This is a genomic window from Salinicola socius (assembly GCF_001937195.1).
GTDB classification, from domain to species: domain Bacteria; phylum Pseudomonadota; class Gammaproteobacteria; order Pseudomonadales; family Halomonadaceae; genus Salinicola; species Salinicola socius.
This window is the reverse complement of sequence record NZ_MSDO01000005.1, coordinates 38,711-56,046: the sequence shown is the minus strand read 5'-3', so window position 1 is coordinate 56,046 and position 17,336 is coordinate 38,711. Positions and strand designations below refer to the sequence as shown.

The window sequence follows — 17,336 nt, the reverse complement described above, 5'->3', positions numbered from 1 at the left end:
TGGCTCACTCCACCTCGACACTCGACGAACCTTCGAGTGACACCGCCTAACGCCAGCGGGCGTGATTCGTTTTGCACCATGGCATGGAGTTATCGTCTCGACGCGAGCCCTGATCCCGCTCGGTCGAAGGCAGGAGATCACCAATGCATCCACGCGACAGGTTATCCCTCGTTCGATCCCGCCCCCCTTCCTGCGGAGGTGGACAATGAACGCCTGGTGGCGACGGGGTAGTGCCATCACCGAACTCTCGTCTCCATGGGACGCCAAGGCGCCGGTGCGCGAAGAGCTGTTTGGCCCCGAACGGCTCGAGCAACACGCCCAGAGCCTCGCAGTGGCACAGCCCATCACCTCGGATCCACCCGATGTATTGCCCTTGTACCGCCGACTGCGAGACAACACCGTGGCGCTGGAAGTCGCCTATCGGGCCATCACCAATGAAGTGAGCCACCGCCGTAGCATCGTGCCGGCGGCGGAGTGGCTGCTCGATCACTATCATCATGTCGAAAAGCACGTCAGCGATATCGTCGAGGATCTCCCCCCCGGTTATTACCGCCAGCTGCCGAAACTCGCCGATGGCCCCTTTGCCGGCTATCCCCGCGTTTTCGGTCTGACCTGGGGCTACGTCGCTCATACCGACAGCCACTTCGATCCATTGACGTTGAGTCGTTTCATCAATGCCTATCAGCGCGTCGAACCGCTGACCATCGGCGAGCTGTGGGCGGTGGCGATCAGTCTGCGGCTGGTGCTGGTAGAAAATCTGCGCCGTCTTTCCGCCCAGATCGTGCGTGGCCTGGAAGCCCGTGCCGAGGCCGACGCGCTGTGCGAACACCTGCTTCGCCCGGGCGCCGGCAGCGAACCGCTGCAGGCCTATGCCAATCTCGATATCGCCGATCCTTTTGCCTCCCAGTTCCTGGCCCAGCTGGCCAAGCGGTTGCGCGATCAGGATCCCGGCAAGACGCCGGCGCTGGCCTGGCTGGAACAGGAGTTCATTCGCCTCGACACCACGACCACCGCCGTGGTGCAGAACGCCCACCAACGTCAGGGCGCCTCCAACGTCAGCGTTCGCAACACCATCACCAGCTTGCGCCTGATCGCCGACTTCGACTGGGCGACCCAGGTCGAGCAGGTCAGTCTGGTCGATCAGCGACTGCGCGCAGGTAGCCGTTTCGCCGAGATGGATTTCGTCACCCGGGATCGTTACCGCAACGCCATCGAACAACTGGCTCGCGGTTCGCAACGCGATGAACTATCGGTCACCGAAGCGGCCCTCGAAGCCGCGCGGAAAGCGCCGCCGACGGATTGCCCGCCAGCCGAAGTGCAGCGACGCTCCGATCCAGGGTATTACCTGGTCGCCGACGGTCGCCGTGAGCTGGAGCGAACGCTCGGTTTCCACCCGCCATTGGGGCTTCGCGTCCGGCGTATCGTGCTGGCGGCGGGGCTGGCCGGCTATGCCTGTGCCACGAGCCTGATCACGATAGCGCTGCTGGGACTGGCGATCTGGGCGTTGAGCGCCACCGGCCTGGCGTGGTTGTGGCAACTGCCCTGGCTGTTGCTGATCTTTCTGCCGGCGTACGAGGTCGCGACGGCACTGGTCAATCGCGCAATGGGCATGGGCGTCGGCGGCGAAGCGCTGCCCGGGCTGGCGCTGGAGGACGGCGTCCCCACCGGGCTGAGAACGCTGGTCGCGGTCCCCGCCATGCTGACCGAGGCGGCCGCCCTGCGCGAACTGATCGAGCGCCTGGAAGTACACTACCTCTCCGGCAGCGGCGGCGATCTGACATTCGCCCTGCTGCTGGATGGCCGTGACGCCGATACCGCCGAGATACCCAGTGACGACATCCTGCTGGCCATCGCCATCGATGCCATGGCGCGCCTCAACCTGCGCCATGGCTCCGGCCCTGCCGGGCCGCGCTTTCTGCTGCTCTATCGCCATCGCATCTTCAACGCCAGCGAAGGCTGCTGGATGGGGTGGGAACGCAAGCGGGGCAAGCTGACCGAGCTCAATCGCCTGCTGCGCGGTGCCGACGACACCTCGTTCGTGGCCGTCGATGGCCATACGCCCTGGGTGCCGTCCGACGTTCGCTATGTGGTCACGCTGGACAGCGACACGCGGCTGCCGCGCGACACGATCGCCCGGCTGGTCGGCAAGATGGCGCATCCGCTCAACCAGCCGGTATTCGGTGGCAACGACCGGGTGGTGCGCGGCCATGCCATTCTTCAACCTCGCGTGACGCCTTCGTTGCCTATCGGTCGCCAGGGTTCGCGCTACCAGCGGCTGTTCTCGGCGCCCGGCGGCATGGATGTCTACACCGCCGCGGTTTCCGATCTCTATCAGGATCTGTTCGGCGAGGGGTCGTTCGCGGGCAAGGGCATTTATGCCGTGGACGCCTACGAGCACTCGCTGACCGGTCGAATTCCCGAAAACAGCCTGCTCAGTCACGACCTGCTTGAGGGCATCTTCGCCCGCGCCGGGCTGGCTTCCGATGTCGAAGTCGTCGAGGCCTATCCGGAACGCTACGACGTCGCGGCCCGACGCCAGCACCGCTGGACGCGCGGGGACTGGCAGTTGCTGCCCTGGTTCTGGGGCCAGCGCGCCGATCGCCAGGCGCTGACCGCGGTCGGCTGCTGGAAAATCGCCGACAACCTGCGCCGCTCGCTGCTGGCGCCGACCCTGTTCGCTGCCCTCATGTTCAGCGCGTGGCTGCCGATACCGGCGGCGCTGACCGCCATGGCCCTGACCCTGGCATGCATGCTGATTCCCGCGCTGATCCCGGTGTTTTTTGCGCTGAAACCGCATCGTCGTGATGGCAACTGGCGTCACCACTGGCGAACGATTGGGCGGGACCTGCGCACCGAGACGGGACGCTGCCTGCTGAGCCTGACACTGCTGGCGGATCAGGCCTGGCAGATGAGCGATGCCATCGTGCGCACGCTCTATCGCGTCTACGTCTCCCACCGTCATCTGCTGGAGTGGACCACGGCCTCCCAGTTGGCCGGAGGCGAACGTCTGGGCGTCGCGGGGTTCGGACGCGAGATGGCCGGCGGCACCCTGCTGAGCCTGTCGCTGGCGCTGGTTCTGGCGGTCGTCGAACCGCCGGCCTGGCCGCTCGCGCTGCCATTGCTGCTGCTCTGGCTGTTGGCGCCGTTGATCGCGCTCTGGACCAGTCGCGCACCCGCCGACACCACCGACAACCTGCGTCTGTCGCCACCGCAGGCTCAGGCGCTGCGGCGCATCGCCCGGCGCACCTGGCAGTTTTTCGATACCTTCGTCACCCCGGACTCCCACGCGCTGCCACCGGACAATTTCCAGCTGGATCCCAAACCGGTCATCGCCCAGCGCACCTCGCCCACCAATATCGGCCTGTATCTGCTGGCGTGCATTGCGGCACGGGATTTCGCCTGGATCGGCACCCATCGAGCGGTCGAACGTCTGGAAGAGACACTGGCCACCCTGCGCGAGATGGAGCGCTGCAAGGGCCATTTCTACAACTGGTACGACACCCGGACTCTCGCCCCGCTGGAGCCGCTCTACGTTTCCACGGTCGACAGCGGCAACCTGGCCGGACACCTGATTACCCTGGCCAGCGCCTGCGACGCCTGGGCCACTCACCCTCACGTTCTCGATCCCCGCGAGGGGCTCAGCGATACGCTATTGCTGTGTCGCGAGGATATCGCCGCCACCGAATGGGTGAGCGAGGAGACGCGAAAGGCACTGCTGGGCGAACTGGACACGCTTTCGACTCACCTCGAAGCGACCGCCTACGGCATCGAATATTGCGATTTCCTGCGTCAGTCGATCGACGCCTGCCAGCGCCTGCTCGCGACGCCGACCCCCGCCACGGCGAATGTCGGTACGCTGGATGTCGATGCCGCGACCGGGGAAGTCTCGCCGCAGCGCTGGCTGCTGATACTTCAGCAGTGTCTCGACGAGCATCGCCGCGACGCCGAGGATACCGCCCCGCTGTCACCGGAGCGCCACAACGGCGGTTCTCGCCGGTCGGACACCAGTGTGTCGGAAATCCACACGGCGACGCGCGCTCCCGACGCTCACCAGGACACCCTGACCCAGCGGCTCGGCGCCCTGGCCGGCGAAGCGCGCCGGCTGGCGCTGGAGATGGATTTCCACTTCCTGCTGGTGCCGGAGCGCAAGCTGATGTCGATCGGCTACGCCCCGCGGGAGGATCGCGTCGACGAAGGCTGCTATGACCTGCTCGCCTCCGAGGCGCGCCTGGCGAGTCTGCTGGCGATCGCCAAGGGTGATCTGCCCACCCGCCACTGGTTCCGGCTGGGCCGGGCGGTGACACCGTTGAAAGACGGCGTCGCGCTGATCTCCTGGTCGGGCTCGATGTTCGAATATCTGATGCCCTCCCTGATCATGCGGGCCCCGCTCGGCAGCCTGCTCGAACAGACCAACCGTCTGGTCGTGGCCAGCCAGCGCCACTACGCCAAGCGCCAGGACATTCCCTGGGGGATTTCGGAATCCGCCTACAACGCTCGGGATATCGACTTCACCTATCAGTATTCCAACTTCGGCGTGCCGGAACTGGGCCTCAAGCGTGGCCTGGGCGACAATCTCGTCATCGCGCCCTACGCCACCGCGCTGGCCACGATGGTCGCGCCCCAGGCGGCGCTGGAGAACTTCGCTCGCCTCAGAGCGATGGAGGCCGAGAGCCACTTCGGCTTCTTCGAGGCGATCGATTTCACCCCCACGCGCCTCCCCGTCGATCAGACCTTCGTCATCGTGCGCAACGTCATGGCGCACCATCAGGGGATGACGATCGCGGCCATCGCCAATGCTCTGCTGGAAGGACGCCTGCGCAGCCACTTCCACAGTGAACCGATGATCCAGGCCAGCGAGCTCCTGCTGCAGGAACGCCTGCCGCGAGAAGTGGCTACGCTGCCCTCGCCCAACGATGCCGACCATGCCGCGCCTTCGAGCACCATCGCGCCGGCAGCGGCGGTGCGACGACTCGAAGGGGAACCGGCCACGCCGCCGGTCACGCATCTGCTTTCCAACGGCCGCTACAGCGTGATGCTGACCGCCGCCGGTGCCGGTTACAGCCGCTGGCAGCAGCAGGCGATCACGCGCTGGCGGGAAGACGCCACCTGCGATGAATGGGGAAGCTTCATCCTGCTGCGCGATCATGACAGCGATGCCCGCTGGTCCGCCGGCGCGCATCCGATCAAGGGCCCGGCCGATCACCGGGAGGTGGTATTCGCCGAGGACCATGCACGCTTCACCCGGCGCGACGGCGATCTCACCACCATGCTCGAGGTGCTGGTCTCCGGCGAGGACGACGGCGAAGTGCGCCGTCTCTCGGTGACCAACGGCGGTCGCCATGAGGTCACGATCGACGTGACCTCCTACGCCGAGATGGTGCTCACCCAGCCGCCCACCGATGACGCCCACCCGGCATTCGCCAAACTGTTCGTCGAGACGGATTTCGTTCCCGAATACACCGCACTGACTGCGACGCGGCGTCGACGCGCTGCCCAGGAAACGCCGATCTGGGCGGCACATTTCGCGGTGACCAAGGGCGAATGCGAGGGTGAGCCGCAGTACGAGACGGATCGGGCCCGCTTTCTGGGCCGGGGGCGTCAACTCGGCAATGCCAGGGCGCTCGATCACCAGCCGCTGTCGAATACGACTGGCGTGGTGCTGGATCCGATATTCTCGCTGCGCTACACCCTTCGTATCGCACCGGGACACGTCGGCCATATCGATTTCTGGACCGTGGTCGCCGAGAGCCGCGACACGCTGCTGGCCCTGATCGACAAGCACCACGACATCAGCGCCTTCGAACGCGCCCGCACCCTGGCCTGGACTCAGGCCCAGGTGCAGCTGCGTCATCTCGACATCGATCTGGAAGAGGCCGCCGATTTTCAGCGTCTGGCAGCGCCGATCCTGTACAGCGATGCCCGCTTCCGCCCATCTTCCCAGGCCCTGAAGCGCGGGCTGTCGGTACAGTCCAACCTGTGGCCGATGGGCATTTCCGGGGATCTGCCGATCGTGCTGCTGCGCCTCGGCGATCTCGAGGAGATCGCGTGGCTCAAGACGCTGCTGCGCGCCCACGAATACTGGCGCGCCAAAGGGCTGGGGGTCGATCTGGTGATCATCAACGACCGCGCCCACTCCTATCTGCAGGAGCTGCAGGATGCGATCGAAACGGCCGTTCGCTCCAACCGCCCGCCGACGCACGTCGATGGCCATCTGGCGCTGGGCTCGGTCTATACCTTGCGCGCCAACCAGTTGAGCCTGGCCAGCCACGAGCTGCTGCTGGCCGTGGCCCGGGTCGTGTTGACGGCCCGCAAGGGAGCGCTTCCCGCCCAGCTCGATGCGCTGCTGGCGGCACCGACAATCCGCCACGATGCCAGTGTCGGTCCCGGGACTCGATCGGGGTCCACCCCACAGGATCGCGTCAGCCACAATGGCAAGACCGATACGCAGGCGCCTCACCACCGCCCGGCGGTGGCTCCCTCTTCGCGCCCGCCACTGGGGGACCTGATGTTCTTCAATGGCACTGGCGGTTTCGACCGTGGCGGCCGCGAGTATGTCTGCGTGCTGGACGATGGCGCTACCACGCCACAGCCGTGGATCAACGTGATCGCCAACGCCGGATTCGGGTTTCAGGTCTCGGCGGAGGGCGGTGGCTACACCTGGGCCGACAACAGCCGCGAGAACCAGTTGACGCCATGGTCCAACGATCCGGTCAGCGATCTGCCCGGCGAAGTGATCTATGTGCAGGATGCCGACAGCGGCGAGCTGACCACCGTCACCGCCAGTCCCGGCCGCACGGGTTCCCATCGTCGCGCAACCGATCATCCGATTCGTCATGTCGCTCGCCACGGTTTCGGCTATACCCGCTTCGAGCACGATACCGCCGAGCTCTCCATGGCGTTGTTGCAGTATGTCCCGCTGAACGATCCGATCAAGATCTCGCGGCTGACGCTGGAAAACCGTACCGCCAGGCCGCGGCGACTGGTCGTGACCGCTTATACCGCCTGGGTCATGGGGACCTCGCGGGCCACAACCGCGCCCTTCCTGGTATCGGAACACGATACGGCCACCGGCGCCCTGTTGATGCGCAACCCCTGGAATCAGGCGTTCCCCGGGAGGGTCGGATTCGTCGACCTGGATGGGCACCAGAGTGGCTGGACCGCCGATCGCCGCGAGTTCCTGGGTGAGGGTTCGCTGGCAGCGCCCGACGCATTGACCGAGCAGCGCCCGCTGTCGGCCAGCGTCGGCGCCGGGTACGACCCCTGCACGGTGCAGCAGCGCACGTTGACCCTCGCCCCCGGTGAAGCGGTCGAGATCGTCACGTTCATGGGGCAGACCGGCAGCGACGAAGCCGCGCGGGAGCTGATCGAGCGCTACCGAGGCACCGATCTCGATGCCAAGCTGGGCGAGGTCGAGGCTTACTGGCAAACGCTGCAGAGTTCGCTGCAGGTCAATACGCCGGACCCGGCCATGGACCTGATGCTCAATGGCTGGTTGATGTACCAGACGTTGGCCTGTCGGGTCGTGGCCCGCTCGGCGTTCTATCAGGCCAGCGGCGCCTACGGTTTTCGCGATCAGCTGCAGGATGGCATGGCGCTCACCTTCGCCATGCCGGCGCTGGCCCGCCACCATCTGCTACGTGCCGCCGGCCGCCAGTTCGTCGAAGGCGATGTCCAGCACTGGTGGCTGCCGCATTCCGGCCAGGGCGTTCGTACCCGGATCTCCGATGACCGGGTGTGGCTCGCGTTTGCCGCCGCGACTTACATTCGGGCGACGGACGATACCACCGTGCTGGACGAACGCGTCGGCTTCCTGGAGGGCGCCCCGCTCGCCCCCGAGGCTCACGACGACTTCGCGCAGCCGCTGGTGGCCGACGAGGCGGCGTCGCTGTTCGAGCACTGTGCCCGCGCCCTGAATCAGGCCCTCGAGCAGTTCGGCGAGCACGGTCTGCCATTGATCGGCACCGGTGACTGGAACGACGGCTTCAATCGTATCGGCGAGGCCGGTCGCGGCGAGAGCGTGTGGCTGGGCTGGCTGCTGCTGCGCACGCTTGCGCTGTTCGCGCCGCTGGCCGAGGCCCGCGACGCACCGCAAGATCGGGCCTGCGCCGGCCGCTGGCGGGAACGCGCCGAGACGCTGCGCCAGGCATTGGAAAGCGAGGCCTGGGATGGCGAGTGGTATCGTCGCGCCACCTTCGACGACGGCCAGTGGTTGGGAACCCGCGACAACGACGCCTGCCGCATCGACGCCATCGCCCAATCCTGGGCCGTGCTCTCGGAAGGCGCCGATCCCGAGCGCGCCGCCCAGGCCATGGCCTCGGTGGAACGCCATCTGATTCACCCGGAGCAACGACTGGCGCTGCTGTTTACGCCGGCGTTCGACGACACCGCGCTGGAGCCCGGTTACATCAAGGGATATCCGCCGGGGCTGCGAGAGAACGGCGGGCAGTACACCCACGCCGCGATGTGGTCGATCCTCGCCTTCGTCAAACTGGGCCAGGCCGAGCGGGCCCATCGCCTGTTCTCGCTGCTCAATCCGATCAACCATGCGCTGACGCCGGAAGCGGTGGCGCGTTATCGCGTCGAGCCCTACGTGATCGCCGCCGACGTCTATTCCGAGGCGCCTCACGTCGGACGCGGCGGCTGGACCTGGTACACCGGCTCCGCCGGCTGGATGTATCAGGCCGGTGCGGGCGGTATTCTCGGCATTCGCCGGGAAGGACTTCAGTTGATCGTATCGCCCTGCATCCCCGATGCCTGGCCGGGATTCTCCGCCACCGTCAATCTCGAGGGAAGCGCCTGCATGATTCGCGTCGAACGGCCCACGGCGGGCCACCCCGCCGGTGCCACGCTGGATGACGAACCGCTGGCCGACAGCGCCACCGAGGCGCGGCTGACGCTGGATGGCAAACCCCATCGGTTGATCCTTCGTCTTGCCGAGCGCGGATCCGATCCGATGTCATCCGATCCGGCATCGCCCGATCCTGCGTCTCGCACCTCGTCACCACGAACGCCACAGCCTGATCCCGTCGGCGACTGCCCATGACGACGGGTCGATCTCGATACCGCGAGAGACACGTCCTCGGCATGTCTCTCGCGCCCTTGCCCTCTCCGTCATCCGTAACGCTTTGGAGATTCCGCTCATGAGAATTCAACTCGGTTGCGAAATGATCTATCAGTTCGCCGCGCCCACACCGATGATCGCCATGCTCAACGTGCACCATTCCCGCTTCTCCAGCCTGGAAGGCCCGGATCATCTGATCACCTCGCCGAGGGTCAACCTGTCGAGCTACCGCGACAGCTTCGGCAACTGGTGCAACCGCATGGTCGCGCCGGCCGGCACTTTCACGCTCGGTACCAATGCGATCCTGCATGACGACGGCGGCTACGATCCCATCGGTCTCGATGCCCGCCAGCATCCGGTGGAAGAGCTTCCCTCGGAGGTGCTGCAGTACCTGCTGGGCAGCCGTTACTGCGAGACCGACCTGCTCAGCGAGATCGCCTGGAAGCGGTTTCAGGGCACGCCGCCCGGCTGGGCCCGCATTCAGGCCATCTGCGATTTCGTCAATCAGCACATCACCTTCGGCTACGAGCACTCGCGACCGACACGCACGGCTGCCGAGGCCTATCACGAAGGGGTAGGCGTGTGCCGCGACTATACCCATCTGGCGATCACGCTCTGCCGCTGCATGAATCTGCCTGCGCGCTACTGCACCGGCTACATCAGCGACATCGGCAAGCCGCCGCCCTATGCCGACATGGATTTCGCGGCCTGGATGGAGGTCTACCTCGGCGGGCGCTGGTGGACCTTCGATCCCCGCAACAACGCGCCCTGCATCGGCCGCGTGCTGATCGCCCAGGGCCGCGATGCCACCGATGTTCCGCTGACTCATACCTTCGGCCCCAACACGCTGAGCGGCTTCAGCGTATGGATCTATGAGCTGGCGCCCAAGGCGTGAATGGAGAGGGATACAAACGAACGGAGAGGCGTGAGCGGACAGGGAGGCGGGAACGGGAATGAAGCGATGACGCCGATGGGCTGAACGAACGATCCGCGAACCCCGAAGCGCCCCGACGGGGGCGCTTGGCAAGGATATCGCGCTCAGAATGTGGATTTCAGAAAGAGGTCCACTCTCCGGTTTCGGCTTTCTGCGGTGCGGTACTGGTCCGCGGGCGCGCCAGCGTCTGAGGCCGCACCGGCGTCATGGCCGAGGCATTCGATGACGCCGTGGCCGAGCCTGACGGCAACGCCTGCGTCGTGCCGCGCGCAGCCCCCTGGAAGAACGAGACCTCTTTCAGCAGGTTGGCAGCCTGGCCCTGCAGCGACCGACCGGCGGCGCTGGACTCTTCCACCAGGCTCGCATTCTGCTGGGTCACCCCGTCCATCTGCGACACCGCGGTGTTGACCTGGTCGATTCCCTGGGACTGCTCGCGGCTGGCGACCGCGATTTCCCCCACCAGCGTGGTCACGCGGGCGACACCGTCGACGATCTCTTCCAGCGCGTGGCCTGCACGATTGACCAGCACGGTACCGGTATCCACCTGACCGATGCTCTCCTCCACCAGTTTCTTGATCTCCTTGGCGGCATCGGCGCTTCGCCCGGCGAGATTGCGCACTTCATTGGCCACCACGGCAAATCCGCGGCCCTGCTCGCCGGCGCGGGCCGCTTCCACCGAGGCGTTCAGCGCCAGCAGGTTGGTCTGGAAGGCGATCTGATCGATCAAGCCGACGATGCCGGCAATCTTGCGGCTCGACGCGTTGATGCCTTCCATCGCCTTGACCGCCTGCCCGGCAACCTCGCCTCCCGCGTTGGCGCGCTGACTGACGTCATGGACGAGCTTGTCGGCTTCGGCGGCGTTTTCCGCGTTCTGGCGCACGGTGGAAGTGATCTCATCCATCGATGCTGCCGTCTGCTCCAGACTGGCCGCCTGCGCCTGGGTGCGCCGGCTGAGATCGTCGGTCCCCTGGGCAATCTCATCCGCCGCCGTGCTGACCGATTCGGCGTTATCCCGCACGCTCATGACGACTCGGGAGAACTGGCTCTCCATGGCCTTGAGCGAGCGTAGCATCACGCCGAACTCGTCCTTGCAGGTGATATCGATCGTGTTGTCGAGCTTCCCTTCCGCCATGGCATTGGCAAGTACCTGCGCCTTGCCCAGCGGCGTCATGATCCCGCGGATCAGCCACAGCGCCACCCCTATGCCCAGGATCAGTGAACCGATCATGATGGCGATGACGAGTGTGCGCGCCCATCGGTATTCGGTGGCTGCGCCTTCGAACGCCTCGGCGGCCTGCGCGCTGTTGCGCTCGATCAGCGTTTGAATGGCGTCGAGCGCCTCGGGATACTGGTCGCGCAACGTGGTCGTCGCGATGACCCGAGCTCGTTCGAAATCATTGCCGATCATCGCCGTGTTGAGCTCGGCAATGGTGACCCGCAAGCCGGCCAGCGCCGTGATGAAGGCATCCGCCATCTCGCGCTCCCGCGGGCCGCTGATGCGTTGCGGATAGTAGTCGCTCCAGGCGGCATCGATGATCGCATCGTTGTCGGCGATCTCCTGCTGTGTCGTCCGTGCGGACGCCGGATTTCGGTCACGCTGTTCGGCGGTGATCTTGACCCGATTGCTGAGCAGAGCCCGGTCGACGCGACTGAGATCCTTCAGGGTCAGCACGTTCCCTTCATAGGTCCGCTCGAGCGCATCGTTGATATGACTCAGACAGTACAGCCCGACGACCCCGACGATGAACAGCATGGCGATACAGGCGCCCAGGCTCGCAGCCAGGCGGAATTTCACGCTTCGATTGAGTAGCAGCATGGCAAAGCCCCGATAGGTGCCCTTGGCTTGAGCCTCAGGGCGAGTGGAACTGGTCTCGGCAGGCGAAAATTCTCTCAGGGGGAATTCACTTCATGCCGCGAGACGCTCTATCGGCCGATGTATAGATAAACTTAATTTTATTTAAGGTTCTGTAGCCTTTCCCCACCCTTCCCGACGACGTGAACCAGCGGCGCCCACCGCTGCGCGATATACCTAAAATTTCTTTGCTATCAGCAAATTGAGTGAATTCAAATTGTTAGTTCTTCGTAGAGACATCTTCGAAAATGGCAGTTCCCGGAGTGAGGCCTGCATGAATTTTTTATTACATTTCTGTCACAACATTATTTCTTGTACAACTTTTGGTGAAAAGCACCCCTCATCCACGGCGGCCGGACAGGACGAACGGGCTGGCGGAGATGACAAGGCGCAAGCGGAAAAGAAGGAAGGGAAGAAGGAAGGGAAGAAGGAAGGCAAGAAAGCCAGGTAGAGGGGAGCGGGCGACTGCCAACCGGCGTTGGCATCGGCGCCGTTTGCCCGAGTTCACCGAGCGCGCGCGGCTTTCTCGATTGGTTCAGTCACCGCGCCGTAGCGCTTCGATCAGCTGCATCTTGTTCATGTCGCTGCGCCCGCGAATCCTGCGCTGCTGCGCCATCTCATAAAGCATCTCGCGGGAAAGCCGGGAAAGATCGGATGGGTCGGCCTTGGAGGACTTCGTCCCCTTCCTGGACCTAGCGGTCGTTTTGGACTTGGCGGTCGTTCCGAGCCCGGACGTTTGAGCTCCGGCAGGAGTGGCAGCGGCTTTACCGTCTTTCCCCTCGTCGGCCTTCTTCCCCGTCGGTTCGATCCGACCCCGCTTGAGGCTGCGCTTGAGCACCTGCATCAGGTCGATGACCTCGGCGCCTTCCTCGTTTTCGCTGCTGTCATCCTCGGTGCCGGATCGGACGGGTTCGATCGGCGCGATATCCTGATGGCGCCGGCGTTTCTGGCGCACCCGCTTCTTGAGCGCCTCGATGTGCGGATCGATCAACTCGTCGGGATCGAACTGCTTCGCGTTGAGCCGGTCCATCGCCCGATGAATCTGGCGCTCGCGTTTTGCATCCGGCTCACCCGGCGCCGCCAGGCCGATGCTCCGGGGGGAACGCAACTCGTCATGAAAACGCAGCGCTTCAGCGCGCAGAATGCCGTCTTCGGCAAGAATCGCCACCAGCACTTCCCGACCCCGCATCACCAGCGTGGCGATGCCTGCCCGGCCGGCGCTTGCCATCGCCGCCGCGAGCAGCCGGTAGGGCTTCAATGCTCCCCCGCGGCCAGCTGAACGAGAGTCCGGTACCAGGAAGTAGGCGCGTCGGAAGTAGAGCGGATCGAGCTCGTCCAGCGAGACGAATCGACTCAATTCGATCTCGCGCCGGTGCTCGAGCGTGGCATCCTCGATCTCCTGATCCTCGACGATCGCGTAGTGATCCTCGCTGACCTCGATGCCTCGTGCCAGCTCGTTCGACTTGAGCGGTTGGCGCCCGGTTTCGCTGAAGAAGCGCCGGGAGAGTGGCCGGCCCTGGTCATCGACCTCTTTCAGCGTGACATCCCGCGAATGATAGGCGGCGTACAGCCCCACCGGCAGATTGACCAGCCCGAAGGCGATGGTGCCGGACCAGAACGGCCGTGGTCCGTGAAAGCCGCGATCCGGGTGCCGGTTCTTCTCCGGCCTGGGCGCCTTCGGCCGGGTCCTGTTCGACTTAGGCACGTTTTCGCTCCCGGGCAAGGCTGGCCTTGAGTGACGAGGCGATATCGTCGTCAGGCTGCTGACGTCGACGAGGCTTGACCTTGACCCGCTTGCCACTGCGTTTGGTCTCCACCAGGGCTTCCAGCCGCTGGCGATACTCGTCCTGATAGCGTTCCGGCTCGAAGTCGGCGGCATACATCTCGATCAGATCGGTCGCCATCCTCACTTCGCTGTCACTGAGTTCATCACCGCCGGGCGGCTCCAGAGCGTCGGCGTCGACGACTTCGTCGAGATGGCGCAAGGTGATCAGCAGCGGGTGACCGTCGTGATCGCGCAGCGCGCCGACGTAGGCCTTGTGGCGCATCACCCAGTGGACCAGACCTTCCCGCCCGCTGCCGGCGAGCGCGGCCGCAAAGGCATCGAACGTCTCGACATCGCCGTCGGGACCGAGAAAATAGGGTCGCTGATACCATTGGTGATCGATCGTTCCCGGGGGCAGAAAGTGCATCACCTCGATGTCGCGCGAGGGCGCCGGCGTCAGCGCGTCCAGCTCCTCGTCGTCGAACAGAATCCGATCCCGCTTGCCGACGACGGCCTTGTGCCGATCGTCGCTCGATACCGTCTTGCCGCTCTGCGGTTCGATCATCATTTGATGAACGGGACGATGCCGGCGCCGATCGAGCAGACGAAAGTGCACGTTGCGGTCGGTGACCGCCGTGTAGAGTTTGACCGGGACTCGCTCCGAGCCGAACCCGATGACCCCTTTCCAGACCGCGCGAGCACTCATCGTTCTTCTCTCCTGTCGGACAATCGGTTGCCACCCGTCGGCCATTCAGATTTCCATGCCGACGTCGCGACAGCGTTTCTTGGTCAGTCGCTGGCGAGCGTCGTCGAACCCGGCCCAGGGATCGCGCTTGAGTGAGGCAAGCCGGCGCGGCAGATTGGCCAGCGTATATCGATCGGCGCTCAGCTTCGGCCCCAAATCGGCCCAGCGAATCGGCGTTGCCACCGGCGCACCCGGTCTGGCACGAACCGAGTAGGAAGCCACCGCCGTGGCGCCGCGCCCGTTGCGCAGGTAATCGAGAAGCACCTTGCCGTGACGGGCCTGCTTGGACATGTTGAGCGTCAGCTGATCGGGATGCCGCTCGGCGCACCGCTCGCAGACGGCTTCGGCAAAGGCCTTGGCCGTCTCCCAGTCGGCGTGAGGCTTGAGCGGGACCACCAGGTGCAGCCCCTTGCCGCCGGTGGTGCGCAGGAACGCCGTGAGCTCGAGCTCGGCCAGCGCCTGACGCAGCTCGCGGGCGACGTCGATCACTGCCTGCCATTCGCAGTCCGGTGCCGGGTCGAGATCGAATACCAGCTGATCGGGGCGCTCGAGGTCATCGATACGGCTGTTCCAGAGATGAAACTCGAGGGTGCCCATCTGCACCAGCGCCACCAGGTCGGCGGCACTGCGCGCGTAGAGATAGTCATGCGTGCCGGACTTCTCGGCAATGGCCACGCTCGGAAGGTCGTCCGGCATGGTCTCGCCGGGGTGCTTCTGGACGAAGCACTCCTTGCCGACGCCACCGGGGCACCGCAACAGCGTCAATGGTCGCTCGGCGAGACCGGGTAGTATCCACTCGGCATGTTCGGCGTAGAATTCGGCAAGCGCGCGCTTGGTGATGCCTGCGTCCTCGAACAGCACCCGGTCGGGATGCGTCAGCCGAACGCCTTCGATCTCGATCTCACCGTTATCGGCTACCGCGGGGGATCGACGCTTCCCGCCGGCCGTCTCGCTTGAACCATCGTTCATGGGCCTCTCCGCCGTTTGCTGCTGACTCAGCCGGATGTCCGCAGGATCGCGATCCTCGCGCACGCCGCGAAAGCGCGGATGGCGCAGGCGTCCATCGCGGGTCCATTCGCCGAACGTGACGTCGATCACGCGCTTTGGCGTGACCCAGTGGCTGTTGGCCAGATCGGGAATATCGCGCTCGACGAAGGGCGAGGTCTTGCGCGGCGAGCGGGACAGCTCCCATTGCCATGTCGTCAGCTGATCATGGGAGAATCCTGCCCCGACCCGACCGCAGTAGCGCAGCTTGCCGTCATCGTCGTAGGCGCCGATAAGCAACGAACCGAAGCCGCTGCGGCTCCCCTGGGGATCGGTGTATCCGCCGACCACGAACTCGGCCTGATGCTCGGTCTTGGTCTTCAGCCAGTCCCGATTGCGCCGTCCGCGATACAGCGCGTCGGCGCGCTTGGAGACGATCCCTTCCAGACCCTGCCGACTCGCCTGCTCGTAGAACGCCTCGCCCTGCCCCTCGATATGGTCGGTATAGCGCAGCATGCCACGGTTGCCGATCCTCACGGCTTCGCAGAGCTGCGCCAATAGCGCCTTGCGATCGCGCAGTTTCACATCGTCGAGAACGACACCGTCCAACCCCGGCTCCTCAAGATAGCGAAGATCGAAGATCTGGTAGGTCAGTCCGGCACTCTTCTCTTCGCCAAGCGCTTGCTGGAGGCGCCGGAAATCGCTGACGCCATCACGACGCAGCGCCACGATCTCGCCGTCGAACAGCGCCTTTTCCAGCGGCAGCCCTTCGATCGCCTCGGCAATTTCCGGGAAGCGATCCCGCCAGTCGTGGCCGTTACGGGTCAGCAGGCTCACCTTGCCGTGATCGAGACGAGCCAGGATCCGGTAGCCATCGAACTTGATCTCGTGAAACCAGTCGTCATCCCGCGGCGCCTTTTCGACCAGGGTCGCCAGCTGGGCCGAGGGGTGGGCGGGCAAGCTCGCCTTGCGCGCGCCATCGATCTTGTCGGCTTCGATAAGTGGACCCGACTTCGCTTTGCGGCCACCGCTCGAACGCGTGCCTCGCACCTTGACGGACGAGGCTTTTTTCGCGCAAGAGGTTCCCGAGGCGGCGTCCTTTTTCGACGATGAAGATGCCGAAGACGTTGCGGGTTTCGCCTCGGCGATCGCCGCCATGTCTCGATCCGAAACGACGCTGATGTCGTCGAGACTGTCGGGCACCTGGGCGCCGGCATCGTCGTGACGCTTGATCATCAGCCACTGCTTGCCGTCCCGCGGCTTTCCGTTACCGCCACGCGCACCCATCCGCTTGAGCGTCCACGCCCCCTTGAGCTTGTCGCCGTCGAGCGCGAAATCGATCTGGTCGTCATCATGCTTGCCGGTGATTCGCCACACGCCGCGATCCCATATCATCACGGTGCCGGCGCCGTAACCCTCGGGAATCACGCCTTCGAAATCGCCATAGTCGAGCGGATGATCCTCGACCTGAACCGCCAGGTGCTTCTCCCCCGGTTCGAGGCTGGGGCCCTTGGGCAACGCCCAACTGCGCAGCACACCGCCCTCTTCCAGCCGCAGGTCATAATGCAGCTGGCTGGCATCGTGCTTGTGGATCACGAAGCTGGACTGCGAACGCTTCCTGCCCCGCTTGCCGCGCGGCTCCGGCGAACGCGAAAAATCACGTTTTTGACGATAGGTCTCGAGGTCAGCCATCCATTGCTCCCTCACGATGCCGGAAAAATGTCAGCGATCATCCGGCCAGTGGACACTTCAGCTTAGTCAACGCCACCTGGCGCGCCAGGTCATTAACGCAGGTGGGATAGGCGAGAGGATTTAGCACGTCCAATACGGCTCATGGGCTTACTGCCACTCGAAACATGATCGGAAATTAATGCTTGTTAATGGATGTCAATAAAAGACGTTTAAAGGCCCCCCATTAACCTGGATCAGTAGCGCATTTTTCAGAGCGAACTAGCTTCTAGGAGCATCCGCGATCCTTTGAATGACGCAAATGAT

Annotated in this window: 7 protein-coding genes; 3 read left to right on the top strand and 4 right to left on the bottom strand. The window is 64.7% G+C overall.

The annotated features are described in order from the left end of the window. The first annotated feature begins 205 nt into the window (after positions 1–205). Positions 206–9,043: a glycoside hydrolase family 94 protein gene (locus tag BTW07_RS05510; protein ID WP_075569170.1), complete on the top strand. Its 8,838-nt coding sequence runs from the start codon at positions 206–208 to the stop codon at positions 9,041–9,043. Between the two features lie 97 nt (positions 9,044–9,140). Further along, positions 9,141–9,956 (top strand): transglutaminase-like domain-containing protein, encoded by an 816-nt coding sequence (locus tag BTW07_RS05505; RefSeq protein ID WP_075569169.1) that lies wholly within the window; start codon positions 9,141–9,143, stop codon positions 9,954–9,956. A 157-nt stretch (positions 9,957–10,113) separates the two neighbouring features. Here the strand turns inward: BTW07_RS05505 and BTW07_RS05500 are convergent, their stop codons facing one another. Next, a complete protein-coding gene (locus tag BTW07_RS05500) occupies positions 10,114–11,811 on the bottom strand; it encodes a methyl-accepting chemotaxis protein (protein ID WP_075569168.1) in 1,698 nt (565 codons plus the stop codon). Between the two features lie 310 nt (positions 11,812–12,121). Between BTW07_RS05500 and BTW07_RS19805 the strand changes: the two genes are divergently transcribed. Further along, entirely contained in the window at positions 12,122–12,298 is a 177-nt protein-coding gene (locus BTW07_RS19805; RefSeq protein ID WP_158025860.1) for a hypothetical protein, read from the top strand. Between the two features lie 84 nt (positions 12,299–12,382). Here BTW07_RS19805 and ku (BTW07_RS05495) read toward each other — a convergent pair whose 3' ends face one another. From ku (BTW07_RS05495) to ligD, 3 genes are read right to left on the bottom strand one after another with little or no spacing between them, the layout of a single operon-like run. Then, on the bottom strand, positions 12,383–13,552 hold the full coding sequence (gene ku, locus BTW07_RS05495) for a non-homologous end joining protein Ku (RefSeq protein ID WP_075569167.1): 1,170 nt from the start codon (positions 13,550–13,552) through the stop codon (positions 12,383–12,385). Continuing rightward, the gene (gene ku, locus BTW07_RS05490; RefSeq protein WP_075569166.1) at positions 13,545–14,318 is read right to left on the bottom strand and encodes a non-homologous end joining protein Ku; all 774 of its coding nucleotides are present in this window, start codon (positions 14,316–14,318) and stop codon (positions 13,545–13,547) included. Before ku (BTW07_RS05490) ends, ku (BTW07_RS05495) begins: the two co-directional genes overlap by 8 nt. 45 nt (positions 14,319–14,363) lie before the next feature. Beyond that, positions 14,364–17,033 carry a DNA ligase D gene (ligD, locus tag BTW07_RS05485; RefSeq protein ID WP_075569165.1) on the bottom strand — a complete coding sequence of 890 codons (2,670 nt, stop codon included), beginning with the start codon at positions 17,031–17,033 and terminating at the stop codon, positions 14,364–14,366. Positions 17,034–17,336: the final 303 nt, after the last annotated feature.